Below are 26098 nucleotides of genomic sequence, written 5' to 3'. Positions count from 1 at the left end.
GGCTGTCTCCTATGTCAGGCAGGGGAGGCGGCGCCGGCAGAGGCGCGGCCGCGTTCGATGTCGTGCAGAAGGCCGCCCGGACGGGTGTAGAACACCCAGGTCACGGCAAGGCAGAGCACGTAGAAGCCCAGGAAGGCCCAGAGCGCGCCGATCGCCGATCCGGTCAGGGCGATCGAACTGCCATAGGCCTTGGGGATGAAGAAGCCGCCATAGGCACCGATCGCGCTGGTGAATGCGATGATCGCGGCGGATTCGCGGTCGGACTGGCGGCGGCGATCCTCGGGGGACAGCTGCGGCTCAAGCCGGGCGACTTCCTTGCGCATGATCACCGGGATCATCTGGAAGGTCGAGGAATTGCCGACCCCGGTAAAGAAGAACAGCGCCATGAAGCCCGCGAAGAAGCCCCAGAAGGACAGCGCCTGCAGCGAGACGATCACCAGCCCGACCGAGGCGATCATGCCGGCGAAGACCCAGAAGGTCACGCGCCCGCCGCCGACCCGGTCGGAAAGCCAGCCCGTGCCCGCGCGGCTGAGCGCGCCGACCAGCGGGCCCAGGAACACGAATTGCAGCGCGTTGACGTCCGGGAAGGCCAGCTTGATGAGCAGCGGGAAGCCGGCAGAATAGCCGATGAAGCTGCCGAAGGTGCCGATGTAAAGCAGGCACATCACCCAGTTGTGCAGCCGGGTAAAGATCACCGCCTGTTCGCGGAAGCTGGCGCGGGCATCGGTGATGTCGTTCATCCCCAGCCAGGCCGCAATGGTCGAGGCGATGATGAAGGGCACCCAGATGAAGCCCGCGTTCTGCATCCACAGCCGGCTGCCGTCCGAAAGCTCCTGCGCCGCGCCGCCCATGGCGCCAAAGACGCCCATGGTGATGACGATGGGCACCAGGAACTGCATCAGCGATACGCCCAGGTTGCCCAGGCCCGCGTTCAGCCCCAGGGCGTTGCCCTTTTCCGATTTCGGGAAGAAGAAGCTGATATTGGCCATGGACGAGGCGAAGTTCGCGCCCCCCAGCCCGCACAGCAGCGCCAGCGCCACGAAGATCACATAAGGCGTCGCGGGATCCTGCACCGCATAGCCGATGCCCATGGCCGGGATCAGCAGCGAGGCGGTGGACAGCGTCGTCCACAGCCGCCCGCCGAAGATCGGCACCATGAAGCTGTAGAAGATGCGCAGCGTGGCGCCCGACAGGGCCGGCAGCGCCGCCAGCCAGAACAGCTGGTCCTGGGTGAAGCCGAAGCCGATCAGCGGCAGCTTGGCCACCACCACCGACCAGACCATCCAGACCGCGAAGGCCAGCGTCAGGGCGGGGATCGAGATCCACAGGTTGCGCCTGGCGATCCTGCGGCCCTGCTCGGCCCAGAAGGTCGGGTTCTCGGGGCGCCAGTCGTCCAGCACGCGCGGCATCACCGTGCGCTCAGGGTCATGCACCTCGGCCAGTTCGGGAAAGTTCGGCAGCCGGTCCAGGGCCCGGCCCTGGGCACGGCGCTCCATGGCGCGGATCGACAGGTGCATCCAGGCCATCGAGACGACGACGATCAGCAAAAGCAGGGCAAAGCACGAGGTCCAGATCCCGGTCAGGTCCAGCGCCGCACCGAAGACGATGGGCAGCACAAAGCCGCCCAGGCCGCCGATCATGCCGACAAGCCCGCCGACCGCCCCGACATGGTTCGGATAATAGACCGGGATGTGCTTGAAGATGGCGGCCTTGCCCAGGCTCATGAAGAAGCCCAGCGCAAACAACGTGACCACGAAGGGCCAGAGCCCCATCTCGGTCGAGAACGAGATCAGCCCGTCCTTGCCGCGGATGGTGTAATCGGTCGGCGGATAGGACAGCATGAACAGGAACAGCGCGCTGAAGCCGAAGGTCCAGTACATCACCGTGCGCGCGCCGAAACGGTCGGACAGGATGCCGCCATAGGCGCGGAAGATGCTGGCCGACAGGCTGAAGGCCGCCGCCGCCATGCCCGCGACCCGCAGATCGACGCCATAGACCTGCGTCAGGTAATGCGGCAGCCACAGCGCCAGGGCGACGAAGCCGCCGAAGACGAAGAAATAGTAAAGCGCGAAGCGCCAGACCTGGAGCTTCTTGAGCGGCGCGAACTGCTCGGCCAGTGTCGGCCCGGCGATGCCCTGGGCACGGCGCGCCTCGAAATCGGGATCGTCGCGGGCGACCAGCAGGAAGACCACGCCCATCAGCGCGATGCCCACCGCCCAGATCTGCGCCACGGCCTGCCAACCCCAGGCGACCAGGATGAAGGGCGCGATGAACTTCGTGACCGCGGCGCCCACGTTGCCCATGCCGAAGATGCCAAGCGCAGTGCCCTGGCGCTGGGCCGGGAACCATTTCGAGACATAGGCGACGCCGATGATGAAGCTGCCGCCCGCCATGCCCACGCCCAAAGCCGCCAGCAGGAAGCCGGCATAGCTGTCGGCCCAGGTCAGCGCCCAGGTGGCAAGGCCGGTGAACAGCATCTGCAACGAGAACACCAGGCGGCCGCCATAGCGTTCGGTCCAGACGCCCAGGATCAGCCGGACCAGCGATCCGGTCAGGATGGGCGTGGCGATCAGCACCCCATATTCGAACTCGGTCAGGCCGAGCTCCTCCTTGATGGTGATGCCGATGATGGAAAAGATCGTCCAGACGGCAAAGCACAGCGTGAAGGCGGTGGTGCTGAGCCACAGCGCCTTTTGCTGCTGCATCGGGGAAAAGGAACTTGGGTCCGGCATGGCGGATGCTCCGATTGGGACGTTCGCGCATTGTTTCTGGCGCTCACCCAGCACGGGCCCCGGCAGCAATGTTTGATCTGGATCAACTTTGCCCTGACGCCACGCGAAAACCGCCCGCTTTTCGATTATGCGCCGTCAGGATTGGAGCATGCTCAATCCAGTACACGCCATCTGCCCTGTCATTTCATGACAAATATGCCGTCATTGATTGACAAATATCAAGATTTTTGCCAGATTATCCGCGATTCAGACCAATCCTACAGGACAGCCCATGCGCGAAGAGGACCGCAACGACATCCGCAACCTGCCGCTGTTTCGCAACATGACCAGCCCGTGTTTCGACGCGCTGATCCATGCCGCCTACGACCAGGTCTTCCCCGCCCAGCTGGAGCTGATCCGGCAGGGCGAGGTAGCGAATTTCCTGCATGTCGTGCTGGAGGGCGCGGTCGAACTTTACGCCAACTGGCAGGACCGCGACACCACCATGGCCGTGGTCCAGCCGGTCGCCACCTTCATCCTGGCCGCCTGCATGCGCGATGCGCCCTATCTGATGTCGGCGCGCACCCTGCAACGCTCGCGCATCGTGCTGATCCCGGCCGTGGACGTGCGCGCAGCCTTTTCCCGCGACCATGGCTTTGCCCTGGCCACGGTGCAGGAACTGTCCGAAGGCTATCGCAACCTGGTGCGCCATGCCAAGAACCTCAAGCTGCGCAATGCCCGCGAAAGGCTGGGCGCCTATCTGTGGCAGCGCTCGCAAGAGGCCGGGGGGGTGCTGGGTTTCGTGCTGCCGCAGGAAAAGCGGCTGCTGGCCTCTTATTTGGGCATGACGCCGGAAAGCCTGTCGCGCGCCTTCAAGGCGCTGCGCGAGCATGGCGTGCATATCGACGGCATGCGCGTCACCATCACCGACCCGGTCGCGCTGAAGGCGCTGGTCCAGCCCAACACCCTGCTGGACACGGCGCTGAACATCCCCTGACGGCCGGATTTGAGCGCAAGCGGCGGAGTGCGCCGGTCGCCGGCCATGCCTAGATATGCTAAGGACATGCAGCAGAAAGGTTCCCGCCATGGACCGCGCCCAGATCCCGACCGAAAGCGATCCGCGCTGGCAGCAGGTGCTGGCGCGCGACACGGCGGCGGACGGCCGCTTCGTCTATGCCGTACGCACAACCGGCGTCTATTGTCGCCCCTCGTGCCCGTCGCGGCGGGCGAAGCCCGGAAACGTCGCCCTCTATGCCTCGCCGGCCGAGGCCGAGGCGGCCGGTTTTCGCCCCTGCCGGCGCTGCAACCCCAGGGGCGCCTCGACGGCCGAGGCGAATGCCGCGCTGGTCGCCGCCGCCTGCCGCCTGATCGAAGGCGCCGAGACGCCGCCCAGCTTGCAGGCGCTGGCCGATGCCGCGGGGCTGAGCCCGTTCCATTTTCACCGCCAGTTCAAGGCCGCGACCGGGCTGACGCCGCGTGCCTATGCCGCCGCGCATCGCGCCGGCCGGCTGCGCGACCGGCTGGCCCAGGGCGCCAGCATCACCGGCGCGATCTACGAGGCGGGCTTCGGCTCGAACAGCCGCTTCTATGAAGGCGCGGACGGGATGCTGGGCATGACGCCCACGGCCTGGCGCAAGGGCGGCGCGGGCGCCGAGATCCGCTTTGCGCTGGCGCAATGCGCGCTTGGCGCCCTCCTGGTCGCGCAAAGCCGCCGCGGCATCTGCGCCATTGCGCTGGGCGACGACCCCGAGACGTTGTTGCACGACTTCCAGGACCGCTTCCCGGCCGCCGAGCTGATCGGCGGCGATGCCGCCTTCGAGGCGCTGGTCGCCCGCGTCGTCGGCTTCGTCGAGGCACCCGGCATCGGGCTGGACCTGCCGCTGGACATCCGCGGCACCGCCTTCCAGCAGCGGGTCTGGCAGGCCTTGCGCCAGATCCCGCCCGGCAGCACCGCCAGCTATGCGGAAATCGCCCGCCGCATCGGCGCGCCCCGCGCCAGCCGCGCCGTGGCCGCCGCCTGCGCCGCCAATGACATCGCCGTCGCCATCCCCTGCCACCGGGTCGTGCGCAGCGACGGCGCGCTGTCCGGCTATCGCTGGGGCGTGGCGCGCAAGCGCGCGCTGCTGGACCGCGAGGGGTCGGCACAGGACCGCGCCGGGTAGCGCGGCAGCCCCCCGGCGGGAACTCAGGCCAGCAACCGCAGCCGCGGCAGCGAGGCCGCGGCCGCCGCCCAGGCCAGGGCCGCGCAAAGCGTGATCGCCGGCACCATGGTCGCGGCGGTATTGTCCAGGAATGGCCCGGTCGCGGCGATCATCAGCCCGCCCGTCAGCATCTGCAGCGTGCCGCCCAGCGATGAGGCGAGCCCGGCGATGTCGGGATGCGGGTCCAGCGACATGACCATGGCCGTGGGCATCACCAACCCCAGGCAGGCATTGGCCAGAAACAACCCGGCGATGACCACCGCCAGCGCGTCGAACCCCGCCAGCACCACCAGGGTGAGCGCCAGGGACAGCCCGGCAAAGCCGGTGATGGCCAGCGAGATCACCCGCTCCATCCCAAAGCGTTCGGCCAGCCGGCCGGCGAATTGCGAGGCGGTGAAGAAGCCGATGGCATTCACCGCGAAGGCCAGCGAAAACCCGGTCGGGCTGAGCCCGTATTGCCGTGTATAGACGAAGCTCGCCGAGGCCAGGAACACGAAGAAGCTGGCCATGCCGAATCCGCCGATCATGGTCAGCCCCAGGAAGCGCCGGTCGGCCAGCAGCCGCCGCGCCCCGGCCGTCATGACCGCCAGCCGCACCGGCCGGCGCCGATGGGCCGGCAGGGTCTCGGGCAGCGCGAAGAGGATCAGCCCCAGGCTCAGCAAGGCGGCGCCGGCCAGCACGGCGAAGATCTCGCGCCAGCTGCCCCAAGCCATCACCGCCGAGCCGGTCAGCGGCGCCAGCATGGGCGAGACCGAGATCACGATCATGATCGCCGCCATCATCTTGGCCGCCGCGGGCCCGGTCGCCATGTCGCGGATCACCGCGCGCGGCACCGCCATCAGCGTCGCAGCGCCCAGGCCCTGCACGGCGCGGGCCGCGATCAGCCAGCCGATGGTTGGCGCCAGGCTGGCCGCGACGGTGGCGGCCAGAAAGATCGCCACCCCGATCACCAGCGGCTTCTTGCGCCCGACCGCATCGGCCATGGGACCATAGATCATCTGCGCAAAGCCGAAGACGATGAAATACGAGGTCAGGGTCAGCGCCGCCCCGGCCTCGGTGGTGCCAAGGTCGCTCGCCACCTGCGGCAGGGCGGGCAGATACATGTCGATCGCAAAGGGACCGACGGCGGAAAGCAGGCCAAGAAGCAGGGCCATGCGGAACAGGGGATCACGCATCGGAAAACCTGTGAAAGTGCCAGATATGGGGATTGCGGGCGCAGAATCGCGCCAAGGGTCGTTCGCCGCCGCCGGCCCTGACTGCCATACCGCGCCGACAGGTGCAACCCCGCCGATCGCGCCTGCCGGAGTTGATAAATGTTCAGCGCGCCCGGAATCCGGCTTCCCAAAACCCGCAACCGCCGGCAGGATGGGAAACGATTTCCCCGGATTCTGAACGCGGAGCGACGCGGATGAGGATCTATCACCTGATTTTCATGGCGCAGATCGCCGGCCTGGCCGGGCTGCTCGGTGCCGCCATTCTGTACTGGTAGAAGGTTTCCCCCGGACAGCACGTCTTGACAGGTGCGCCTGACATGCAACATTGGCGCCATGAACAAGGTGGCTGATTGGTTGTCCCATAAGAGCCCGGTCAGTCGGAAAAACGCCGCCGAGACGGTGTTCGAGGATCTGCGAGGCGCGATACTGGCCGGCCGCTTGCCGGTCGGCATCCGGCTGCCTTCCGAGGCCAAGCTGGCCGAGCATTACGGCGTCAGCCGCCCGATCATCCGCGAGGCCATGCGCTCGCTGCAGACGCTGGGCCTGACCCGCAGCCGCAGCGGCAGCGGCAGCTTCGTGATCTCGGACCGGCAGGCGCCGGAACTGGCCTATGGCAACTACTCGGCGCGCGAGCTGATCGAGGCCCGCCCCTTCATCGAGATCCCCGCCGCCGGCTGGGCCGCCCTGCGCCGCAGCGAGCAGGACATGGCCCGGCTCTTGCAGCTTTGCGACAGCATGGAGCGGCAAGAGGATGCGCTGAAATGGGTCCGGCTGGATTCGGATTTCCACTGCCTGATCGCCGAGGCCGCCCGCAACCGGCTGTTCGCGCGCATCGTCACCGATTCCCGCGACGCGCTGATGCGGCAGTCCGAACTGGTGAACCTGATGGCCGATCGCCGCGTCACCTCGAACCTGGAGCACCGCCGCATCGCCGAGGCGATCGCCGCCGGGTCCGAGGCCGAGGCGCGCGCCGCCATGCGCGACCATCTCGACGAGGTGGAACAGGCAATGACCTGGATCATCGGCCAACGCCCGGCCAATTCCTGATCTTGCGGTTTCGGGCCTGCCGCGGCAATGATCCGGCCGCTTCCGGCCCGGATGCGCAAGATTGCGCCGGCCGCAGGCGACGGGGCGACTTGACCCCGTCGGCGGCTGTGGTTATCGCAAGCTGTCAGACAGATCGTGGAAAGCCGGGTTCGCCCGGCTGACCGCAGTTCTGCAAGGGAGGCATTGCGCAATCATGCGGCTCGTGTCGTGACCGGAACCGGACGGTTTCCTCTGCTGGCGGTCCTTGCCACCGGCGGCACCATCGCCAGCAGCCGGGGCAAGAACGGCGCCGCCAGCCCCAGCCTGGGGGCGGCGGATCTGCTGGCGCTGCTGCCGCCGATGGCGGTCGATCTGCGCCCGCAAGAGGTTCTGGCCAAGGATTCAGCCAGCCTGACGCTGGCCGACATGCAGCGCATCAGCGATGCGGTGGCGGCCCAGCTGGCCGATCCCGGCATCGCCGGCGTCATCGCCCTGCACGGCACTGATGCGATGGAGGAAACCGCGCTTCTGGTGCAGTTGCAGCACGCTCCGCGCAAGCCGGTCGTGTTCACGGGGGCGCAATTCGCCTCGGACCACCCGCGTTCGGACGGCGCGCGCAACCTGGCCGATGCCGTCCGCACGGCCCTGCACGCACCCCAGTCGGGGGGCGTGACGCTGGCCTTTGGCGGCCGGGCGCTGCCGGTATGGGGGCTTTACAAGTTCACTTCGGACGCGCCGGACGCCTTTCGCCGCGTGGCCGATGAGGGCGCGACCGTCACCCGCCCCCTGCCCGCCCCGGTCGGCGACCTGCGCGTGGACATCGTCGCCGCCCATCCCGGCAGCGACGGGCTGCATCTCGAGGCCAGCCTGGCCGCCGGCGCGCGGGGCATCGTGATCTCGGCGCTGGGATCGGGCAATGCCACGCCCGCGCTGGTCGCCGCCATTGCGCGCGCAAGGGCGCGGGGCGTGGTGGTGGTGGTCTCCAGCCGGGTGCCCGAGGGGCTGCTGTCGCCGATCTATGGCGGCGGCGGCGGCGGCCACGACATGCGGCGCGCAGGCGCCATCCATGCCCGGCTGCTGCGCCCCGGCCAGGCGCGAATCCTGCTGGCGGCAATGCTGGCCAATGGCTGCCCCGAGGCCGAGATCGCCCGCGCCTTCGAATCCGCGCCCGAATCCGTCGCGACCTGAACCCGGCCGCGCCGCCGCGGTCGCGGCCAGGCTTCCCACGGCTATCCCAGCCTGACCCCTGGCAAACGACGCCCTTGAGAAACGACGCGCCCGGAGGAACCCCGTCCAGCCGCTAGCCTGCCCGACGACTGCACCGCGCCGGGTCTCCGCAAAGCCCGCGCAGCCGCCCTTGCCGAGGCCGGCGCAACGGCATCCCAGAGCGGCGCCTGGACCGGGCACGCCAGCGTACAGGAGGCGGCGCATTACACGCGGCAGGCCGACCAGAAGGGGGTTCCCCGTGGGAAAGAGGGAACGGCCAATGGGAAACCGCGTGGAAAACTTTCCAGAATGACAGAAATTATGTTGGAATATCAAATGCCATTTTGGGAAATGGCGCACCCGACAGGATTCGAACCTGTGACCTTCGCCTTCGGAGGGCGACACTCTATCCAGCTGAGCTACGGGTGCCTCAGGCCGGTCCATAGCCGATCGGACCGGCCCCCGCAATGGCAAATCGCCGGTCAGGGCTTCAGGCGCCAGGGTTCCTCGGCGGTGAGATAGGCTTCCTGCTCGGGCGTCAGGTCGACGGTCTCGAACCCGGTCAGCATCGGCTTCACATGTTCGCGGAAACCGTGGCCGATGGTCAGCAGGTAGACATGCGCCACCACGAAGCTGCCGATCGCAAAGGCGGTCAGGATGTGGATGTTGGCCACCGCCCAGATGACCCAGCCAGAAGGGTCGAGATCGTCCCAGAGCCCATAGCCCAGATAGGCGATGCCGCTGAGAAGCACCGCGGGGAACAGCAGCACCTTCAGCGCCAGATAGGCCAGCGCCTGCAAGGGGTTGTGCCGGCGGCGCAGCACCTTGCGATAGGGGTGCTCCTCGCCGCGGAACACGCCCCAGGCATAGAAGCGCGCGACCTGCCACAGCCCGGCCCGGCGCGGGGCGAACTGCCGCCACGCCCCGGTGGTCAGCAGCCAGAAGGCGGTGAAGACCCAGAGCAGCATCAGCGCCACCGCGACGACGGAATGGATCGTCACCGCCAGGCCGAAGGTCAGGATCCCGTGCAGCCCCATGATCCGCAGCCCGGTGAACAGCAGGACCAGGATCGAGGCCGCCTGGCTCCAGTGCCACAGCCGGTTGAAGCGGGTATAGACCAGAACCTTGCGCTCAGCCATGATGCGCCCCCTTTCCCTTCCTGCCCAGCAGGCGCATGAGGCCATGCCCGGCCACCCCCGCCACCACCATCGCCAGCAGGGCCAGCCCGATGATCCCGCCCGGCGGCAGCTTGGTGCCGGGTATATAGACGCCGGCAATTCCGGCCATGCGCCCTTCCGGCCGGTGGCAGGCGCCGCATTTCAGCGCATCCTCGGCCGGCGCGACCATATGGGTGATCGGCCAATACATGCGCGTGTCGACGAAATCGAACTTCCCTGAATAATCGGTGCCCATGTAACGCGCCGCCGCCTGCAGGGCCTTGGCCCAGTCGAAATTCGTCCAGAAGGCGGTATCGGTCTGCGGGCCATAGACCTGGCTGTGCAGAAGCACGTTGCGCTCGGTATCGAAGGCCTGGCGGCCGACCATCCGCTTGAAGGGCCAGATCCGCGCATCCGGATCGCCGGCCGAACCTTCCAGCCGGTTGATCTCGACCGGCAGCGACGGATCGAAGACCGTCTCGGCGGTGGTGTATTCCACGGTGCCGTTGAACCAGCCATAGAAGGGCACCACGTTCTCGGCCCACTCGAAATTGCCCTTGGTGGACAGGTAGGTGTGCAGGTGCTGGCCGTCGGACTGGGTGAACGCCTCCTCGGCGAAGGGCTTGCCGTCCTTGAGCTTGCCGGCGGTGGACCAGTCCCACAGCGTCTTGGTCGCCACGCCGCCGCGGGCAAAGGACGGGATGTGGCAGGTCTGGCAGGCAACGCGGTCGGTATGGTCGTCGAGCTTCATCCCCGTGGGAGTCACCGGATGCGGCCGGTTGCCGTGGCAGCTTTCGCAGGTCGCGGCATCGCGCGGCTGGCCCAGCAGATGCGTGTCAACGATGTCCTTGGCCTCGACGGCATAGCGCGAGCCGGCGACGCGGTGGTCCTCGGTGACATGGCAGGTCTGGCAGGTGAAATTGCCGCCCTGGGGCGACATATGCACATCGGTCGCCAGGTCCGGCCGGATCAGTGCCGAGGACAGGTCGCCATGCTTCACGTTGTCGCCGCCGCCGCCGTAGAAATGGCAGTTGCCGCAATTGTCGCGTCCGGGCGCGCCCACCGATTGCGCCGCCCGCGCCAGATCGACCGGCCTGGCATCGGCGCCGGTGATGGTCTTGGCCCCGGCGGGCACCGGCTCCAGCGGCGGGTGGCCCGCCATGTTGTCGAGCTTGGCATATTGGCCCGAGCGGTCGTGGCAGGCCAGGCAATCGACCCGCGCCGGGTCCGAGGGCGGTGGCTGGCGCACATCGGTCCAGCCATAGCCGGCGTGGCAGGATGTGCAGCGCGCCTCGTTCGAGCCGACATTGCCACAAAACGAATTGATGACGCTGGATTTTCCCAGCTTCTGCCCGGTTTCGGCATGGGTATAATCCCATGTCCAGTGCAGCGTATGCATGACCTGGTTGCCGGCCTCGGTATGGCAGGACAGGCAGGCCTGGGTGACTTCCGGCCCCGATGAGAAGGGCCCCTTCAGCGCCGGAAATTTCGAATGGTCGGCGGTGCTGCCGCTGCCCGGAATGGCAGGCGCCTCCTGCGCCTGCGCCGGCGCGGCCATCGCGGCCGCGACCCAAAAGGCCCATGCGAGCAAACGCATGGCCCGGTATGTCGGTGGCATTTGCCCTCTTCCTCCCAAGGAACGGCCGGTTCGCTACGGCCGAAGAGAGCGCGCTTCCTGGATGCAGATTAGCAATGCCGGCCAGGCGGCGCCAGAATCGGGCGCCGCCGCAAATTGACGCATGCCTTCGCAGAAGCGAATATTACGCCGAAGGGGTCAGGCGAACAGTTCCCGGCAGAAGGACAGCCCGTCGATCAGCGCATCGACCTCGGCGCGGGTATTGTACATGGCGAAGCTGGCGCGCGCAGTGGCGCTGAGGCCAAAGAAGTCCAGCAGGGGCATGGCGCAATGGGTTCCCGCCCGCACGGCGATGCCGCGCTTGTCGAGGATGGTCGAGATGTCATGGGCATGCGCACCCTGCATGGTCATGGAAAAGATCGCGCCCTTGTCCGCCGCGTCGCCCTGCACCGACAGCCAGTTCAGGCTGCGCAGCCGGTCGCGGGCATAGTCGCGCAGGTCGCGCTCATGCGCGGCGATGTTCTCCATGCCCAGGTCCATCAGGTATTCCAGCGCGGCGCCCAGGCCGATCTGGTTGGCGATGCCGGGAGTGCCGGCTTCGAAGCGCAGCGGCGGGTCGGCATAATCGACGCTGTCGCGGGTGACGGTGCGGATCATGTCGCCGCCGCCCATGAAGGGCCGCATCTCGGCCTGCCGTTCGGCCCGGATCCAGATCGCGCCCGAGCCCGAGGGGCCATAGAGCTTGTGCCCGGTGATGCAGTAGAAATCGACGCCGAGCGCCGACAGGTCCACCGGCATATGCACGGCGGCCTGGCTGCCATCGGCCAGCACCGGCACCGAGGTGCCGCGGGCGATGGCGCCGACATCGACCACGGTGCCGGTCACGTTCGACATATGGGTGACGGCGATCAGCTTCGTTTTCGGTCCCACCGCCGCCAGCACCTTTTCGGGCGGCAAGGAGCCGTCGGGCTCGGGCTCGACCCATTTCAGCCGGACGCCCTGGCGCTCGCGCAGGAAATGCCACGGCACGATATTGGCGTGATGCTCCAGCACCGACAGCACGATCTCGTCACCGGCCTCAAGCCGCGGCGCAGCCCAGCCATAGGAGACGAGGTTGATCCCCTCGGTCGCGCCCGAGGTGAAAATGACCTCATCCTCGCGCGGGGCGTTCAGGAAACGCGCGATGATGGCGCGCACGCGCTCGTAATTCTCGGTCGCGAGGTTGGACAGGAAATGCAAGCCGCGATGGACATTGGCATATTCCGCCTCATAGGCGCGGGTGATGGCGTCGATCACCACGCGCGGTTTCTGCGCCGAGGCGCCATTGTCCAGATAGACCAGCGGCCGGCCGTTCACCTGCCGGGACAGGATTGGGAAATCGGCGCGGACCTTTTCGACGTCGAAGCTCATGGTGTCACCTCGGGGACGATGCCGAATGCCGCCGCGATCAGCGACAGCACGAAGCCAAGCAGGAAAATGCTGCCGATCAGGCCCAGAACCACCTTGCCGGTATTGGTGAACCCGTGCAACGCCTTGGTCATGGTCACGGCAAGATAGAGGAAAAGGCCAAAGGCCAGCATGGAGAGCAGCGTGGCCGAGGCCGGAAACAGCGCCATCATCACCACCTGGACCGCCTGCAAGCCGACCAGCATCAACTCGACCCAGCCGACGATCAGCAGCGCATCGGGGAAGGTGCCGTGGCCGCCGAACAGCCGGCCGATCTGCGCCACGAACAGCGCCGACAGCACCATGGCGCCGAACTGGATACCGGCCAGCGTCATCGGCTCGGACAACATGCGCGAGACGGGATTGTCCACCTCGACCGGGAACAGCAGCAGCGACAGCCCGGCGAGCAGCGTGGACAGCGTCACCGCCAGCAGCAGCACCATCCAGCGCGCCGCCATCGGCAGGTCCAGCCCGCGCAGCACCCCGACGGCCGCATCGGGATCGCGCAGGGTCAGGACCATCAGATCGCCAAGATCGCCCAGTTTCATCTGTTCCCCGCCAATGCCCGCAATCCCGCGCCCCATATCACGAGAAAGCCAAGCCCCGCCACCGCCCGCGTCACGCCAAGCGCCGGGCCGGGACCGACCAGGCCGGCGGTCAGCCCCGCCAGCAGCATCGCCGGAGCCACCGCCAGCAGGGCCCAGAACAGCGCCAGCCGCGAATCCTGCGGCGCGACCGGCCAGGGCGTCAGCCGCGACAGGGCCGAGACCAGCGCCGCCAGCCCATAGGCCAGCAGCGGCATCATGAACATCACCGCCAGCAGCGCCCCGCCCATGCGCGCGGCCAGGGGCACCTCGGGCATGAACTGCGCATCCCGCGCATGGCCCGGAGCCTGCGCGACCAGAAAGACCAGCATCGCCGCCATCAGCACGACGATCAGCGCCCGGTCGGGCATGCCGCGCAGGGACTGCACCACCCTGCCCGGCGCCCACCAGCTTTCCAGGATGCGCGGGACGATGCCGGTCCGGCTCATGCCCTGCCCGGAACGGCCTTGCCCGGCTTGCCCGCGCGCGCCGTCAGCCAGTCTTCCAGCCGGCCCAGGATGTCGTCGCGCAGCCGCTGATCCTCGATCTCGTCCAGCGCATCGGCCAGGAAGGACAGCACCAAGAGCACGATGGCGCGCTCCTTGGGCACCCCGCGCGAGCGCAGGTAGAACAGCGCCGTCTCGTCCAGCGCCCCGGTGGTCGAGCCATGCGAGCATTTCACGTCGTCGGCATAGATCTCCAGCTCGGGCTTGGCGAGGAACTGGCTGCCCTCGTCCAGCAAAAGCCCCTGGCTGATCTGGTAGCCGTCGGTCTTTTGCGCACCGGGCTTGACCAGGATCTTGCCCTGGAAGATGCCCTCGGCCCAGTTCTTCAGCACCTTCTTGAACACCTGGCGGCTTTCGCAGCGCTCGGCGGCATGGGTGACAAAGACGGTGTCGTCGTGGTGGAAGCGGCCGATGTCGCCGTCGCCCAGCACCGCCGCGGCGATATGGGCCACGGCATCGTCGCCGGCGATCTCGATCACCGCCTCGTTGCGCATCATCGTGCCGTTGACCGACAGCGTGAAGGACTTGAACAGCGCCTCGGCGGCGACGCGGGCGAAGATATGGCCCAGCCCCAGCTTGGGATCGTTGGCGCGCTTGGCGCTGATATGGTGGAAGCGGGCGCCGCGGCCCAGCTCGGCCTCGATCACCACATTCGAACGCGCGCCGATCGAGCCGGATTCCAGCAGCGTCAGCTCGGCCCCTTCCTCCAGCTTCACGACGTGATGCAGATGGACATCGGCATCGGCCGCCGAGCGGCGATAGGTGATATGCACCGGCCGCTCGACCTTGCCGGTGACGCGGATCAGCACGCCCTCGGCCGCGGCCAGCGTGTTCAGCGCGGCGAAGGGCCGCTTGACCGGCACCTGCCCGGCGGCTTCCAGCCGGCCGTAAAGCCCGGCCGCCCAGTGATCCGCCCCGGCATCGGCGGCGGCGAGGCTTTCGATCTCGACCCCCTCGGCCTCCAGCGCATCCGAGGCGGCGGCGTCGAAGCGCCCGTCCACGAAGACCAGGTTCAGCCGGTCGATGCCGGTGAACAGGGTGCTTTCATCCGCCGCCGGTTCGACAGGCTGCGGCCGGGCGGCGTTGAAGGGCGCCGGATCGGTATAGCGCCAGTATTCGTCGCGCGCGCCGGGCAGGCCCATGGCCCCCAGCCGCTGCGCCGCATCCTCGCGCGCGGCGCGGGTAAAGCCGCCGCGCGGCAGGTCCAGCGCATCCAGGCGCGCCGCAAGCGCGGCATCGCCGGGACGGGCCTTGCCCTCGACCGCAGGAACCTGCGCGGCAAGAACAGCCGTATCCGCCATCATCCGACCTCCGCCAGCAGATCGCCGTAGCCGTTCTGCTCGACCTCCAGCGCCAGCTCGGGGCCGCCGGTGCGCACGATGCGGCCGTCGGCCATGATATGCACCACGTCCGGTTTGATATGGTCCAGAAGCCGCTGGTAATGCGTGATGACCAGGAAGGCGCGGTCGGGCGAGCGCAGCGCGTTCACCCCCTCGGCCACCAGCCGCATCGCATCCACGTCGAGGCCGGAATCGGTCTCATCCAGGATGCACATGCGCGGCTCGAGCATGGCCATCTGCAGGATCTCGTTGCGCTTCTTCTCGCCGCCCGAGAAACCCACGTTGACCGGACGCTTCAGCATCTCGGCATCGATCTTCAGCGTCGCGGCCTTCTGGCGGATCAGCTTGAGGAAATCGGCCGAGGAAAGCTCCTCCTCGCCGCGCGCCTTGCGCTGCGCGTTCACCGCGGTGCGCAGGAAGGTCATGTTGCCGACGCCGGGGATCTCGACCGGATACTGGAAGGCCAGGAACAGGCCGGCGGCCGCGCGTTCCTCGGGCTCCATCTCCAGCAGGCCCTCGCCGTCCAGCGTCGCCTCGCCCTCGGTCACCTCATAGCCGTCGCGGCCCGAGAGCACATAGGACAGCGTCGATTTGCCCGAACCGTTCGGCCCCATGATGGCGTGGACCTCGCCAGCCGGGACGGTCAGATCGACGCCTTTGAGGATCTGCTTGTCCTCGTCCTCAAGCTTGACGTGCAGATTCTTGATTTCCAGCATGGTTCGTTCCTATTCGACGCTTACGGCGGTGCCCGAGGCGGACACCATCAGCATGTTGTTGATGACTTCATAGTCCAGGTCGACGCCGACCACGGCATTGCCGCCCATCTGGCGGGCGCGGTCCTGCATCTCGGACAGGGCGGTTTCGCGGGCCGAGGCCAGCGCGGATTCATAGGCGCCCGAGCGGCCGCCCACGATGTCGCGAATCCCGGCGAAGATGTCGCGAAAGATGTTGGCGCCGATGATGGTCTCGCCCGTCACCACGCCGTGATAGGCGGTGATGCGGCGGCCCTCGATGCCGGGGGTGGTGGTGACGATCATCCGACCGAGCCCTCCAGGCTGATGGCGACCAGCGACTGCGCCTCCATGGCGAACTCCATCGGCAGCGCCTGCAAGACCTCGCGGCAGAAGCCGTTCACCACCAGGGCAACCGCCTCCTCCTCGTCCATGCCGCGCTGGCGGCAATAGAACAGCTGGTCGTCGTCCACCTTGCTGGTGGTCGCCTCATGCTCGACGCGGGACGAGGTGTTCTTGACCTCGATATAGGGCACGGTATGGGCGCCGCATTTGTCGCCGATCAGCAGGCTGTCGCATTGCGTGTAGTTGCGGCTGTTCTTGGCGCGCGGATGCATCGACACCAGACCGCGATAGGTATTCTGCGCCTGCCCGGCAGAAATTCCTTTGGAAACAATGCGTGAGCGGGTGTTCTTGCCAAGATGGATCATCTTGGTCCCGGTATCCGCCTGCTGGTGGTTGTTGGCGATGGCGATGGAATAGAACTCGCCCTGGCTTTCGTCGCCGCGCAGGATGCAGGACGGGTATTTCCAGGTGATGGCCGAGCCGGTCTCGACCTGGGTCCACATCACCTTGGCCCGCGCCTCGCGGCAATCGGCGCGCTTGGTGACGAAATTGTAGATGCCGCCCTTGCCTTCCTCGTCGCCGGGGAACCAGTTCTGCACGGTCGAATACTTGACCTCGGCATCCTCCAGCACGACGATCTCGACCACCGCCGCATGCAGCTGCGCCACGTCGCGCTTGGGCGCGGTGCAGCCCTCCAGGTAGCTGACGTAGGAACCCTTGTCGGCGATGATCAGCGTGCGCTCGAACTGGCCGGTATTCTCGGCATTGATGCGGAAATAGGTGGACAGTTCCATCGGGCAGCGCACCCCCGGCGGCACATAGACGAAGCTGCCGTCCGAGAAGACCGCCGAGTTCAGCGTGGCGAAGAAATTGTCCGATTGCGGCACCACCGAGCCCAGGTATTTCCGCACCAGCTCGGGATGCTCGCGGATCGCCTCGCTGATCGAGCAGAAGATCACCCCGGCCTTGGCCAGCTCGTCCTTGAAGGTGGTGCCGACGCTGACGCTGTCGAAGACCGCATCGACCGCGACCTTGCGGCCTTCGGCCGGCGCGCCCTCGGCGCCCTCGACGCCGGCCAGGATCATCTGCTCCTTCAGCGGGATGCCCAGCTTTTCATAGGTGGCCAGCAGCTTGGGATCGACCTCGTCCAGCGACTTGGGCTTTTCGGCCATGCTTTTCGGGCGGGCGTAGTAATACTGGTCCTGATAGTCGATCACGGGATAGTTCAGCATCGCCCATTTCGGCTCGGTCATGGTCTGCCAGCGGCGGAAGGCCTGCAGCCGCCACTCGGTCATCCATTCCGGTTCCTCGTTCTTCTTCGAGATCAGCCGGACGATGTCCTCGTTTATGCCCTTGGGGGCATATTCCATCTCGATCTCGGTATCCCAGCCGTATTTGTACGACCCCATGCTCTGGACGGTCTCGACGGTCTCGCGGTCTACGCCCTCGCGGATTTCGATTGCCTCGCCGATCTCTACAGTCATCTCAAACCTTTCCTGCGGTCGCCCGCCCATCATTCCTTTGCCGCCAGCGGCCATGCGCCGCAAGCCAGGCATCCGCAAAACGCATCACGTCCCGAGGCTCCGTCGCCGGGCCGATCGAGACGCGGATCGCATCGCCCGCCCATTCCTCCGCGATACCCATGGCCGTCAGAACCGAACTTGGCCGGACCTTGCCCGAAGAACAGGCCGAGCCTGCCGAGACGGCAAATCCGGCCAGGTCCATCTGCATCACCTGCGTCTCTCCGCGCCATCCCGGCGTCAGGATCGACAATGTATTGGGCAGGCGGCGGGCCTCGCGCCCCGGAAATGTAACCATTTCTGTCTGGGATTCCAGTGTAGCCATCAGGGAATCGCGCAGTTGCGACACTTTTTCCCCGATTCCTTGATCCAGATCATTCTGCGCCGCTTTTGCGGCCGCCGCAAAGCCCATGATGCCGATCAGATTCTCGGTCCCGGCGCGGCGGCCCTGTTCCTGCCCGCCGCCCTTGATGCGCGCCTCGACCTCGGTGCCGCGCCGGACCACCAGCGCGCCGATGCCGCGCGGACCGCCCAGCTTGTGGGCGCTGACGAAGCCGGCCTCGATTCCCAGCCAGTTGAAGGCGAAGGGGATCTTGCCGAAGGCCTGGGTCAGGTCGCTGACCGCCAGGCCCTGCGGCAGATCCTGGATCACGCCGGTCTCGGCATTGGCCAGTTGCAGCGTTGCGCGGCCCGGATCGGGAACCGAGACCCGCCCCGCCGGATCCGTTTGCAGCGCGGCCTCGCACCAGGCCAGCACGGCGGCATGCTCGACCGGCGAACAGGCCAGGCCCCGCCCCTGGAGCGCCAGCGCCGCCGCCTCGGTCGCGCCCGAGGTGAAGATCACGTCTGTCCCCTCGGCGCCAAGCGCCACGGCAATCTCCTCGCGCGCGCGCTCCAGCGCGGATTTCGCCGCCCGCCCCTCGGCATGGACCGAGGAGGGGTTGCCGACGATCTCGGTCGCCGCCAGCATCGCCTCGCGCGCCTCTGGGCGCAGCGGCGCGGTCGCGTTCCAGTCCAGATAGACCCGGCTCATGCGCGATCCTCCACCCGGCCCTCGCCGCCGTTCAGCGCCTCGGCGATGCGGCCGGCCAGCCGTCGCGCCACCTCGTCCTTGGTCAGCCGCGGCCAGCTTTCCGCCCCTTCCTCGGAAATCAGCGTGACCGCATTCTCGGTCCCGCCCATGATCCCGGTTTCGGGGTTCACGTCATTGGCGACGATCCAGTCGCAGCCCTTGCGCTTGCGCTTGCGGGCGGCATTGTCCAGCACGTCGTCGGTTTCGGCGGCAAAGCCCACCACCAGCGCCGGCCGGCCATGCTCCAGCCGGCTGATCCAGGCCAGAATATCCGGGTTCTCGGCGAATTGCAGTTGCGGCAGCTTGCCCGAGCCGTCCTTCTTGATCTTGCCCGGCCGGGCATTGGCGACATGCCAATCGGCGACGGCCGCGGCCATGACCGCGGCATCGGCCGGCAGGGCGGCCTCGACCGCCTCGCGCATCTCGCGCGCGGTCTGGACGGCGATCACCTCGACGCCCTGGGGCGGCGGCACCTCGGCCGGGCCGGTGACGAAGCTGACCCGCGCGCCCAGGTCGCGCAAGGCCGCGGCGATGGCCGCGCCCTGCGCCCCGCTGGAGCGGTTGGCGATATAGCGCACCGGGTCGATGGGCTCATGCGTGGGGCCCGAGGTCACGACCACATGCCGCCCCGCCAGCACGCGGGCAGGCAGCGAGACCACCGCCTCGGGCGGCAGGCGCAGCGGCCGGTCGCGCCCCAGCGCCGCACGGATCGCCTCCAGGATCGCCTCGGGCTCGGCCATGCGGCCAGGGCCGTATTCGCCGCAGGCCATGTCGCCCTCGTCCGGGCCGATGAAACGGATGCCGTCGTTTTCCAGCGTCTCCAGGTTGCGTTGCATCGCCGGGTGCTGCCACATGCGCACGTTCATCGCCGGCGCCGCCAGCACCGGCTTGTCGGTGGCCAAGAGCAGGGTCGAGGCCAGGTCGTCCGCCATCCCCGCCGCCATCCGCGCCAGCAGATTCGCCGTGGCCGGGGCGACCACCACCAGGTCGGCGGCGCGCGACAGCTGGATATGGCCCATCTCCGATTCGCGGGTCAGGTCGAACAGCTCGGTATGGCAGGGCGCCTCGGCCAGCGCCGAAAGGGTCAGCGGCGTCACGAACTCGGCGCCCGCCTGGGTCAGCACCGGCACGACCGCGCCGCCCTCGCGCCGGATCATGCGGACCAGCTCGGGTATCTTGAACGCGGCGATACCCCCGCCGACGATCAGCAATATGCGGCTGCCTTGCATGGTCGCTTCCCCTGTACCCCGTTTGTGCCCCGTGTCGTCCGCCCTGCACATAGGCGCAAGCGCGGCCCGGAACAAGCAAGCCAATTCCGTTAACCATTCTTTAAGCCCTGAAGGTTAAGCCTGCGGCCGTGCAGGGGAGAGTGCCAATGGCGGCGATTGCCTATACCGTGGCCTTCGACGGGGTCGAGGCGCGGCTGGTCGAGGTGCAATGTTCGGTCTCGCCGGGCCTGCCGGGATTCGGCATCGTTGGCCTGCCCGACAAATCGGTCAGCGAGGCGCGCGAGCGGGTGAAAGCCGCCTTCGGCGCGCTCTCCATCGCCATGCCCTCGCGGCGGGTGACGGTGAACCTGTCGCCCGCCGACCTGCCCAAGGAGGGGTCGCATTTCGACCTGCCCATCGCGCTTGCGGTGCTGGCGGCGCTGGAGATCGTCCCGGCCGAGTCGCTGGAACGGATGGTGGCGCTGGGGGAACTGGCGCTGGACGGCCGGCTTTCCCCGGTCGCGGGCGCCCTGCCCGCCGCCATGGCCGCGGCCGAGGACGGCCGGGCGCTGCTGGTGCCGCGCGCCTGCGGGGCCGAGGCGGCCTGGGTCGGCACCGTGCCGGTCCTGGCGCCGCAGAGCCTGCGCGAGGTGGTCGATCACCTGACCGACCGCGCGCCCCTGCCCCGCGCCGCGCCGGGCGAGTTGGCGGAACCCGTGTTCGGGGCCGACCTTGCCGAGGTCAAGGGCCAGGAACGCGCCCGCCGGGCGCTGGAGATTGCCGCCGCCGGCCGCCACCACCTGCTGATGATCGGCCCGCCCGGCGCCAGCAAGTCGATGCTGGCCACCCGCCTGCCCGGCATCCTGCCGCCGCTGAGCCCGCAGGAGGCGCTGGAGACCTCGGTGATCCATTCCGTCGCCGGGCTGCTGGCCGAGGGCGGCATCTCGCGCACCGCCCCTTTTCGCCAGCCGCATCACACCGCCTCGATGGCAGCGATGGTGGGCGGCGGGCGCAACGCCCGGCCCGGACAGGCGAGCCTTGCGCATAACGGCGTGCTGTTCCTGGACGAGCTGCCCGAGTTCGAACGTCGGGTCATCGACGCCCTGCGCGAGCCGATCGAGACCGGCGAGATCCATGTCTCGCGCGCCAATGCCCATATCCGCTATCCGGCGCGTTTCCTGCTGGTCGCGGCCGCCAATCCCTGCCGCTGCGGCGAGATCGCGGATGCCGCGCGCGCCTGTTCCAAGGCGCCGCGCTGCGGATCGGATTACCTGGGCCGCATCTCGGGGCCGATGATGGACCGCTTCGACCTGCGCATCGAGGTGCCGCAGGTCGCCATCGAGGATCTGGGCCTGCCTGCCACCGGCGAAAGCTCGGCCAGCGTGGCCGCGCGTGTCGCCGCCGCCCGCGCGCTGCAAACGGCCCGCTTTGCCGATCACCCGGCGGCGCGGGTGAACGCCGACGCCTCGGGCCGGCTGCTGGAGGAGATCGCGCCGCTCGACGGCGAATGCCGGTCGCTGCTGGCGCTGGCAGCCGAGCGGCTGGGGCTGACCCCGCGCGGCTATCACCGCATCCTGCGCAGCGCCCGCACCATCGCCGACCTGGACGCCTCGCCCGCGATCCGCCAGCCGCACCTGGCCGAGGCGCTGTCCTATCGCCTGCCCTTCGGTCGCCCGGATTGAGGGCCTGGCGAAGGCAGCGCGACCCCGTCGGGGTTCTTGCCACTCGCCCCTGCGCCGGTTTTCGCGGCGGCGGGGGCGAATCAGCCGCGATGCCCGGTCAGGCGGGCGGGGGTCAGCCCCGCTCGGCCAGCCGCCGCTCGATGGCCTCCCAGATCAGCGCCGCGGCGTTGATGCCGTCGAAACGCTCAAGCTCCTGGATGCCGGTGGGCGAGGTCACGTTGATCTCGGTCAGCCAGCCGTCGATCACGTCGATGCCGGTGAAGATCAGACCCTTTTCGCGCAGCACCGGGCCGATCCGGGCGCAGATCTCGTATTCGCGCTCGGTCAGGCCGATCTTTTCCGGGCGGCCGCCGACATGCATATTCGACCGCGCCTCGCCCTGGGCCGGGACGCGGTTGATCGCGCCGACCGGCTCGCCATCGACCAGGATGATGCGCTTGTCGCCCCGGACCACGGCGGGCAGGTATTTCTGCGCGATGATCGGCTCGCGGCTGTTGGCCAGGAAGGTCTCGACCAGCGAGGACAGGTTCGGATCGTCCGGCCGCATGTGGAAGATGCCGACCCCGCCATTGCCGTAGAGCGGCTTGAGGATGAAATCGCCGTGCCGCTCGCGGAAGGCGCGGATCTGCGCCAGCTCGCGGGTGATCAGCGTCGGCGGCGTCAGCTCGGGGAAGTCCAGCACCAGAAGCTTCTCGGGGCTGTTGCGCACCCAGAAGGGATCGTTGACGACATAGGTCGAGGGATGCACCCGGTCCAGCAGATGCGTGGTGGTGATATAGCCCATGTCGAAGGGCGGATCCTGGCGCAGCCAGACCACGTCGAACCCGGACAGATCGACATCGGCCCAATCGCCGAAGCTGACATGGTTGCCCTGTTCGCGCCGCAGGCTGATCGGCCGGCCGCGGGCCATCACCCGCCCCTCGCAATAGCTCAGCCGGTCGGCTGTGTACTGGAACAGCCGGTGGCCGCGGGCCTCGGCCTCCAGCCCCAGCCGGAAGGTGCTGTCCCCGTCGATCGAGACATGCTCGACCGGGTCCATCTGAAGGGCCACGTAAAGACTCATGCTATCATTCCCAGCCAGTTTCGCCCGAAGTTCTGGCAAGCACGGGCGGGGTTTGCAAGCGGCAGCGGCCCGGCCCCTTCGCAGCCGGGCCGGCACCCAGGCGCTTGCGTCCGGCGCGGGGCCGGCCTGGGGCGCGACTTCAGCCCTGGTCGGCCTCATCCGCCTCCCTGCCGCGGAAACCCTGCGCCACCACGAATTTCTCGGAGGAATCCGAGCGGCTGGCCGGCGGTTTCACATTCGCCACCTTGCGGAAATTGCGCTTGAGCATGGCCTGCATCTCGTTCTCGGCGCCGCCGGCCAGCACCTTGGCGACGAAGGTGCCGCCCGGCTCCAGCACGTCGAAGGCCAGCTGCGCCGCCGCCTCGACCAGCGCCACGATGCGCAAATGATCGGTGCCCTTGTGCCCCGACGAGGCCGCGGCCATGTCCGACATCACCACGTCGGCGCGCCCGCCCAGCCAGGCCTTGACCTGTTCGTCGGCGCCATCCGACAGGAAATCGAGCTGGTGGATCTCGGCCCCCGGAATCGGATCGACCTCTTGCAGGTCAACGCCCAGCACCCGACCGACCTTCTTGCCGGGCTTGTCGCCAAGCGCATTGACGCGCGCGACCGCCACCTGGCACCAGCCGCCCGGCGCGCAGCCCAGATCGACCACCCGCGCGCCCGGCACCAGAAAGCGATACTTGTCGTCCAGCTCCAGGATCTTGTAGGCGGCGCGGCCGCGATAGCCCTCGCGCTTGGCGCGCGCGACATAGGGGTCGTTCAGTTGCCGCTCCAGCCACAGCGTGCTGGACAGCTTGCGCCCCTTGGCCGACTTTACCCGCACCCGCAGGTCGCGCTGGCCGCGGCCCGAGCTTTTCCGTTCCGATCCCGGCTTCTTGCCTTCGCCCATCTTCAAGCCACCCCGTTCATTCCGTCCGGGGCCAGCACCCCGTCCCTGACCATCTGCACATAAAGCAACCCCTCGCGCAGGCCGCGATCCGCGACCGACAGCCGCGTCGTCGGCCAGACCCGCATCAGCGTCTGCAGGATCGCCGCGCCCGACATGATCAGCGCATGGCGCTCGCGTCCGATGCGGGGATCGGCGCGCCGCCCCTCGGGCCCCAGCGCCAGGTAATCACGGATCACCCGGTCGATCTGGGCCGTGGTCATGGTCAGCCCGTCCACCTTGGTCCGATCATAGCGGCGCAGGCCCAGATGGCTGGCCGCCACCGTGGTCACGGTGCCCGAGGTGCCGATGATCTGGAATCCTTCCCGCATGGTCTGGGCCAGGGAATAGGGTGTGAAATCCGCCAGCATCTCCTCGAAATGCCAGGACATCAGCGCGAATCGGCCCTGATCGTCCTCGACATCCTCGAACTGGTCGCGCAGCGTGGCGACGCCCAGCGGCACGCTGATCCAGTCCACCACCCGCGCCCCGCCCGGCTGCGGGTCGGCAAAACCGTTGCCCAGCCGCATAATCGCGCGCGACCGCTCCTTGGGCTCGACATCCTCGAGGTCGATCCAGACCAGCTCGGTCGAGCCGCCGCCGATATCGACGACCAGCAATTGCTCGGTGCGCTGGCTGACCAGCGGCGCGCAGGAGATCACCGCCAGCCGCGCCTCTTCCTCGGCGTCGATGATCTCGACCGGCAGCCCGGTCTCGCGCCGGATCATGCGCAGGAAATCGCGGCTGTTCCTGGCCCGCCGGCAGGCCTCGGTCGCGACCAGGCGCATGCGCGTGACCTTATGCGCCTCGAGCTTGCGCCGGCACACCTGCAAAGCATGCACCGTCCGCGCCATCGAGGGACGCGACAGCCTGCCTGATGCCTCGAGGCCGTGGCCCAGCTGGACCGGCTTCGAGAAACTGTCGACCACCTGGAACTGGCTGCCCGCGGGACGGGCAATCAGCATCCGGCAGCTGTTGGTGCCAAGATCCAAGGCCGCATAGAGCGGCCCGTCCTCGGCCGGGCGGGTGGCGAAAGGCTCGACCGTTTTTCTCGGGAACGCGTCCGCACCCGCAGGACGCCTGGGCGCCATGGTCACGCCCTCCGATAACAAGTTGGTCCGAAAGTAACCCGCGCCCGCCACGCCTTCAAGGGGGGCGATCAAAGGCGCGCCTCTCGACAGGGGCGCGGGGGCGGGCTATGCCCTGCCCCATGATCGTGATCGCCGCATTCCTGATTGGCGCAGCGATCGGCTGGATGCGCGCCGCGAAAGCCGGCGGCAGCCGCGCCGACAAGCTGCAATATGCCGCCGCCCATGCCCTGGCGCTGACCGTGCTGGGGGTGTTCCTGACCATATTGCTCAGCCGGATGGGCTGATGTTCCGGCCCTTCCTCGACAGTCTGCGCCGCCATGGGGTGCCGGCCAGCCTGCGGGAATACCTGGACCTGCTGGCGGGGCTGCAGGCCGGGCTGTCGGACTGGACGCCCGAGGGCTTCTATCACCTCGCCCGCGCCACCCTGGTCAAGAACGAGGCGCATATCGACCGGTTCGACCGCGCCTTCGCCGAAGCCTTCTCGGGCCTTGACGAGATCCCCATCGAGGCGCTGGTGAACGAGGTCTCGATCCCGCGCGAATGGCTGGAAAAGCTGGCCGAGAAGCTGCTGACGCCCGAGGAGCGCGCCGCGGTCGAGGGCACCGGCAGTTTCGAGGAGCTGATGAAGCGCCTGCGCGAGCGGCTGGCCGAGCAACAGGGCCGCCACCAGGGCGGCAACAAATGGATCGGCACCGCCGGCACCTCGCCCTTCGGCGCCTATGGCTACAACCCCGAAGGGGTGCGGATCGGGCAAGCCGAAAGCCGCCACCGCCGCGCCGTCAAGGTCTGGGACAAGCGCGAGTTCCGCGACTTCGACGATTCGGTCGAGCTTGGCACCCGCAACATCAAGGTGGCGCTGAAGCGGCTGCGGCAATGGGCCCGCCACGGCGCGCTGGAGGAGCTGGACCTGCCCGGCACCATCCGCGCCAGCGCCGAGCATGGCTATATCGACGTGCAGACCCGGCCCGAGCGGCACAATGCCGTCAAGGTGCTGCTGTTCCTGGACGCGGGCGGCAGCATGGACGACCATTCGCGGCTGGTGGACGAGCTGTTCTCGGCCGCCCGCGCCGAGTTCAAGCACCTGGAGCATTTCTATTTCCACAATTGCGTCTACGAGGCGCTGTGGAAGGACAACCGCCGCCGCTGGACCGAGACGACGCCGACCTGGGAGGTCATCAACCGCTTCGGCCGCGACTACAAACTGATCTTCGTCGGCGACGCCTCGATGTCGCCCTATGAGATCGCCGTGCCCGGCGGCGCCAACGAGCACTGGAACCCCGAATCGGGCGAGACCTGGCTCAAGCGCCTGCGCGAGACCTGGCCGGATCACGTCTGGCTGAACCCGGTGCCGCGCGCGCATTGGGGCCATACCCGCTCGATCGCCATGATCCGCGAGATCTTCGAGGACCGCATGCAGCCCCTGACGCTGGAGGGGCTGACCCAGGCCATGCGCCTCCTTGGCTAGGCGCCGCGCCATGCCCATATTGCGCA

Annotated in this window: 23 protein-coding genes and 1 tRNA gene; 7 read left to right on the top strand and 17 right to left on the bottom strand. The window is 68.0% G+C overall.

Annotated elements, in window-relative coordinates:
• Positions 1-14 precede the first annotated feature (14 nt).
• A complete protein-coding gene (locus ACNKFW_RS14695) occupies positions 15-2732 on the bottom strand; it encodes a nitrate/nitrite transporter (RefSeq protein WP_024842632.1) in 2718 nt (905 codons plus the stop codon).
• 271 nt (positions 2733-3003) lie between these two features.
• Between ACNKFW_RS14695 and ACNKFW_RS14690 the strand changes: the two genes are divergently transcribed.
• Together ACNKFW_RS14690 and ada are read left to right on the top strand one after the other, a co-directional pair.
• Positions 3004-3708, top strand: a complete 705-nt coding sequence (locus ACNKFW_RS14690) for a helix-turn-helix domain-containing protein (RefSeq protein WP_024842631.1) — start codon at positions 3004-3006, stop codon at positions 3706-3708.
• Positions 3709-3796: 88 nt separating this feature from the next.
• Positions 3797-4873 (top strand): bifunctional DNA-binding transcriptional regulator/O6-methylguanine-DNA methyltransferase Ada, encoded by a 1077-nt coding sequence (ada, locus tag ACNKFW_RS14685; protein WP_147429032.1) that lies wholly within the window; start codon positions 3797-3799, stop codon positions 4871-4873.
• A gap of 23 nt (positions 4874-4896) precedes the next feature.
• On the opposite strand, the gene ACNKFW_RS14680 is transcribed toward ada, so the two are convergent.
• Positions 4897-6087, bottom strand: a complete 1191-nt coding sequence (locus tag ACNKFW_RS14680) for a multidrug effflux MFS transporter (protein WP_024842629.1) — start codon at positions 6085-6087, stop codon at positions 4897-4899.
• A 372-nt stretch (positions 6088-6459) separates the two neighbouring features.
• On the opposite strand from ACNKFW_RS14680, the gene ACNKFW_RS14675 reads away from it, so the two are divergent.
• Both ACNKFW_RS14675 and ACNKFW_RS14670 read left to right on the top strand, forming a co-directional pair.
• Positions 6460-7173: a FadR/GntR family transcriptional regulator gene (locus ACNKFW_RS14675; protein ID WP_024842628.1), complete on the top strand. Its 714-nt coding sequence runs from the start codon at positions 6460-6462 to the stop codon at positions 7171-7173.
• 207 nt (positions 7174-7380) lie between these two features.
• Entirely contained in the window at positions 7381-8340 is a 960-nt protein-coding gene (locus ACNKFW_RS14670) for an asparaginase domain-containing protein (RefSeq protein WP_167521689.1), read from the top strand.
• A gap of 370 nt (positions 8341-8710) precedes the next feature.
• On the opposite strand, the gene ACNKFW_RS14665 is transcribed toward ACNKFW_RS14670, so the two are convergent.
• The 12 genes from ACNKFW_RS14665 to coaBC all read right to left on the bottom strand — a co-directional run bounded on the left by ACNKFW_RS14665 (position 8711) and on the right by coaBC (position 19864).
• Positions 8711-8787: transfer RNA gene (locus tag ACNKFW_RS14665), tRNA-Arg, on the bottom strand.
• A gap of 53 nt (positions 8788-8840) precedes the next feature.
• Positions 8841-9497 carry a cytochrome b/b6 domain-containing protein gene (locus tag ACNKFW_RS14660; protein WP_024842626.1) on the bottom strand — a complete coding sequence of 219 codons (657 nt, stop codon included), beginning with the start codon at positions 9495-9497 and terminating at the stop codon, positions 8841-8843.
• Complete coding sequence (locus tag ACNKFW_RS14655) at positions 9490-11133, bottom strand: tetrathionate reductase family octaheme c-type cytochrome (RefSeq protein ID WP_418025510.1); 1644 nt, start codon at positions 11131-11133, stop codon at positions 9490-9492. Before ACNKFW_RS14655 ends, ACNKFW_RS14660 begins: the two co-directional genes overlap by 8 nt.
• Positions 11134-11289: 156 nt before the next feature.
• Positions 11290-12501 (bottom strand): cysteine desulfurase, encoded by a 1212-nt coding sequence (locus ACNKFW_RS14650; protein ID WP_028709806.1) that lies wholly within the window; start codon positions 12499-12501, stop codon positions 11290-11292.
• Positions 12498-13085: a YIP1 family protein gene (locus ACNKFW_RS14645; RefSeq protein WP_028709807.1), complete on the bottom strand. Its 588-nt coding sequence runs from the start codon at positions 13083-13085 to the stop codon at positions 12498-12500. Before ACNKFW_RS14645 ends, ACNKFW_RS14650 begins: the two co-directional genes overlap by 4 nt.
• The gene (locus tag ACNKFW_RS14640; RefSeq protein WP_147429034.1) at positions 13082-13570 is read right to left on the bottom strand and encodes a hypothetical protein; all 489 of its coding nucleotides are present in this window, start codon (positions 13568-13570) and stop codon (positions 13082-13084) included. Before ACNKFW_RS14640 ends, ACNKFW_RS14645 begins: the two co-directional genes overlap by 4 nt.
• The gene (locus ACNKFW_RS14635) at positions 13567-14928 is read right to left on the bottom strand and encodes a SufB/SufD family protein (RefSeq protein WP_147429194.1); all 1362 of its coding nucleotides are present in this window, start codon (positions 14926-14928) and stop codon (positions 13567-13569) included. The genes ACNKFW_RS14640 and ACNKFW_RS14635 overlap by 4 nt, the downstream gene beginning before the upstream one ends.
• Positions 14928-15683 carry a Fe-S cluster assembly ATPase SufC gene (gene sufC / locus ACNKFW_RS14630; protein WP_024842620.1) on the bottom strand — a complete coding sequence of 252 codons (756 nt, stop codon included), beginning with the start codon at positions 15681-15683 and terminating at the stop codon, positions 14928-14930. Before sufC ends, ACNKFW_RS14635 begins: the two co-directional genes overlap by 1 nt.
• Positions 15684-15692: 9 nt before the next feature.
• Entirely contained in the window at positions 15693-16004 is a 312-nt protein-coding gene (locus tag ACNKFW_RS14625; protein ID WP_024842619.1) for a heavy metal-binding domain-containing protein, read from the bottom strand.
• Positions 16001-17527, bottom strand: coding sequence for a Fe-S cluster assembly protein SufB (gene sufB, locus ACNKFW_RS14620; RefSeq protein ID WP_024842618.1), 1527 nt, complete (start codon positions 17525-17527; stop codon positions 16001-16003). Before sufB ends, ACNKFW_RS14625 begins: the two co-directional genes overlap by 4 nt.
• Before the next feature lies 1 nt (position 17528).
• The gene (locus ACNKFW_RS14615) at positions 17529-18596 is read right to left on the bottom strand and encodes a cysteine desulfurase family protein (RefSeq protein ID WP_147429035.1); all 1068 of its coding nucleotides are present in this window, start codon (positions 18594-18596) and stop codon (positions 17529-17531) included.
• A complete protein-coding gene (coaBC, locus tag ACNKFW_RS14610; RefSeq protein WP_147429036.1) occupies positions 18593-19864 on the bottom strand; it encodes a bifunctional phosphopantothenoylcysteine decarboxylase/phosphopantothenate--cysteine ligase CoaBC in 1272 nt (423 codons plus the stop codon). The genes ACNKFW_RS14615 and coaBC overlap by 4 nt, the downstream gene beginning before the upstream one ends.
• A 146-nt stretch (positions 19865-20010) precedes the next feature.
• Between coaBC and ACNKFW_RS14605 the strand changes: the two genes are divergently transcribed.
• Positions 20011-21525, top strand: a complete 1515-nt coding sequence (locus ACNKFW_RS14605; protein WP_147429037.1) for a YifB family Mg chelatase-like AAA ATPase — start codon at positions 20011-20013, stop codon at positions 21523-21525.
• A gap of 112 nt (positions 21526-21637) precedes the next feature.
• Here the strand turns inward: ACNKFW_RS14605 and gshB are convergent, their stop codons facing one another.
• From gshB to ACNKFW_RS14590, 3 genes are all read right to left on the bottom strand, one after another.
• Positions 21638-22588 carry a glutathione synthase gene (gene gshB, locus ACNKFW_RS14600; protein WP_024842614.1) on the bottom strand — a complete coding sequence of 317 codons (951 nt, stop codon included), beginning with the start codon at positions 22586-22588 and terminating at the stop codon, positions 21638-21640.
• 139 nt (positions 22589-22727) lie between these two features.
• Entirely contained in the window at positions 22728-23480 is a 753-nt protein-coding gene (locus tag ACNKFW_RS14595; protein WP_024842613.1) for an RlmE family RNA methyltransferase, read from the bottom strand.
• Positions 23481-23482: 2 nt separating this feature from the next.
• On the bottom strand, positions 23483-24607 hold the full coding sequence (locus ACNKFW_RS14590; RefSeq protein WP_024842612.1) for a Ppx/GppA phosphatase family protein: 1125 nt from the start codon (positions 24605-24607) through the stop codon (positions 23483-23485).
• 107 nt (positions 24608-24714) lie between these two features.
• Here ACNKFW_RS14590 and ACNKFW_RS14585 point away from each other — a divergent pair, with 107 nt between their 5' ends.
• Together ACNKFW_RS14585 and ACNKFW_RS14580 are read left to right on the top strand one after the other, a co-directional pair.
• Complete coding sequence (locus tag ACNKFW_RS14585) at positions 24715-24891, top strand: hypothetical protein (RefSeq protein WP_155987163.1); 177 nt, start codon at positions 24715-24717, stop codon at positions 24889-24891.
• Entirely contained in the window at positions 24891-26072 is a 1182-nt protein-coding gene (locus ACNKFW_RS14580) for a vWA domain-containing protein (protein WP_147429038.1), read from the top strand. The genes ACNKFW_RS14585 and ACNKFW_RS14580 overlap by 1 nt, the downstream gene beginning before the upstream one ends.
• Positions 26073-26098 lie beyond the last annotated feature (26 nt).

This window comes from Paracoccus sp. TD-10, assembly GCF_048270675.1.
Taxonomy (GTDB): domain Bacteria; phylum Pseudomonadota; class Alphaproteobacteria; order Rhodobacterales; family Rhodobacteraceae; genus Paracoccus; species Paracoccus pantotrophus.
Note: the sequence above shows the minus strand (reverse complement) of the source record. Positions and strands in the feature narration are given on the sequence as shown.

Excerpts from the sequence above, each read along its gene's own strand:
- ACNKFW_RS14650 (WP_028709806.1), bottom strand. The coding sequence starts at position 12,501 with ATGAGCTTCGACGTCGAAAAGGTCCGCGCCGATTTCCCAATCCTGTCC.
- sufC (WP_024842620.1), bottom strand. The coding sequence starts at position 15,683 with ATGCTGGAAATCAAGAATCTGCACGTCAAGCTTGAGGACGAGGACAAG.
- ACNKFW_RS14675 (WP_024842628.1), top strand. The coding sequence starts at position 6,460 with ATGAACAAGGTGGCTGATTGGTTGTCCCATAAGAGCCCGGTCAGTCGG.
- sufB (WP_024842618.1), bottom strand. The coding sequence starts at position 17,527 with ATGACTGTAGAGATCGGCGAGGCAATCGAAATCCGCGAGGGCGTAGAC.
- ACNKFW_RS14680 (WP_024842629.1), bottom strand. The coding sequence starts at position 6,087 with ATGCGTGATCCCCTGTTCCGCATGGCCCTGCTTCTTGGCCTGCTTTCC.
- gshB (WP_024842614.1), bottom strand. The coding sequence starts at position 22,588 with ATGAGTCTTTACGTGGCCCTTCAGATGGACCCGGTCGAGCATGTCTCG.
- ACNKFW_RS14595 (WP_024842613.1), bottom strand. The coding sequence starts at position 23,480 with ATGGGCGAAGGCAAGAAGCCGGGATCGGAACGGAAAAGCTCGGGCCGC.
- ACNKFW_RS14605 (WP_147429037.1), top strand. The coding sequence starts at position 20,011 with ATGGCGGCGATTGCCTATACCGTGGCCTTCGACGGGGTCGAGGCGCGG.
- ACNKFW_RS14645 (WP_028709807.1), bottom strand. The coding sequence starts at position 13,085 with ATGAAACTGGGCGATCTTGGCGATCTGATGGTCCTGACCCTGCGCGAT.
- ACNKFW_RS14695 (WP_024842632.1), bottom strand. The coding sequence starts at position 2,732 with ATGCCGGACCCAAGTTCCTTTTCCCCGATGCAGCAGCAAAAGGCGCTG.
- ACNKFW_RS14580 (WP_147429038.1), top strand. The coding sequence starts at position 24,891 with ATGTTCCGGCCCTTCCTCGACAGTCTGCGCCGCCATGGGGTGCCGGCC.
- ACNKFW_RS14590 (WP_024842612.1), bottom strand. The coding sequence starts at position 24,607 with ATGGCGCCCAGGCGTCCTGCGGGTGCGGACGCGTTCCCGAGAAAAACG.
- ACNKFW_RS14655 (WP_418025510.1), bottom strand. The coding sequence starts at position 11,133 with ATGCCACCGACATACCGGGCCATGCGTTTGCTCGCATGGGCCTTTTGG.
- ACNKFW_RS14660 (WP_024842626.1), bottom strand. The coding sequence starts at position 9,497 with ATGGCTGAGCGCAAGGTTCTGGTCTATACCCGCTTCAACCGGCTGTGG.
- ACNKFW_RS14690 (WP_024842631.1), top strand. The coding sequence starts at position 3,004 with ATGCGCGAAGAGGACCGCAACGACATCCGCAACCTGCCGCTGTTTCGC.
- coaBC (WP_147429036.1), bottom strand. The coding sequence starts at position 19,864 with ATGCAAGGCAGCCGCATATTGCTGATCGTCGGCGGGGGTATCGCCGCG.
- ACNKFW_RS14585 (WP_155987163.1), top strand. The coding sequence starts at position 24,715 with ATGCCCTGCCCCATGATCGTGATCGCCGCATTCCTGATTGGCGCAGCG.
- ada (WP_147429032.1), top strand. The coding sequence starts at position 3,797 with ATGGACCGCGCCCAGATCCCGACCGAAAGCGATCCGCGCTGGCAGCAG.
- ACNKFW_RS14635 (WP_147429194.1), bottom strand. The coding sequence starts at position 14,928 with ATGGCGGATACGGCTGTTCTTGCCGCGCAGGTTCCTGCGGTCGAGGGC.
- ACNKFW_RS14615 (WP_147429035.1), bottom strand. The coding sequence starts at position 18,596 with ATGAGCCGGGTCTATCTGGACTGGAACGCGACCGCGCCGCTGCGCCCA.
- ACNKFW_RS14640 (WP_147429034.1), bottom strand. The coding sequence starts at position 13,570 with ATGAGCCGGACCGGCATCGTCCCGCGCATCCTGGAAAGCTGGTGGGCG.
- ACNKFW_RS14625 (WP_024842619.1), bottom strand. The coding sequence starts at position 16,004 with ATGATCGTCACCACCACCCCCGGCATCGAGGGCCGCCGCATCACCGCC.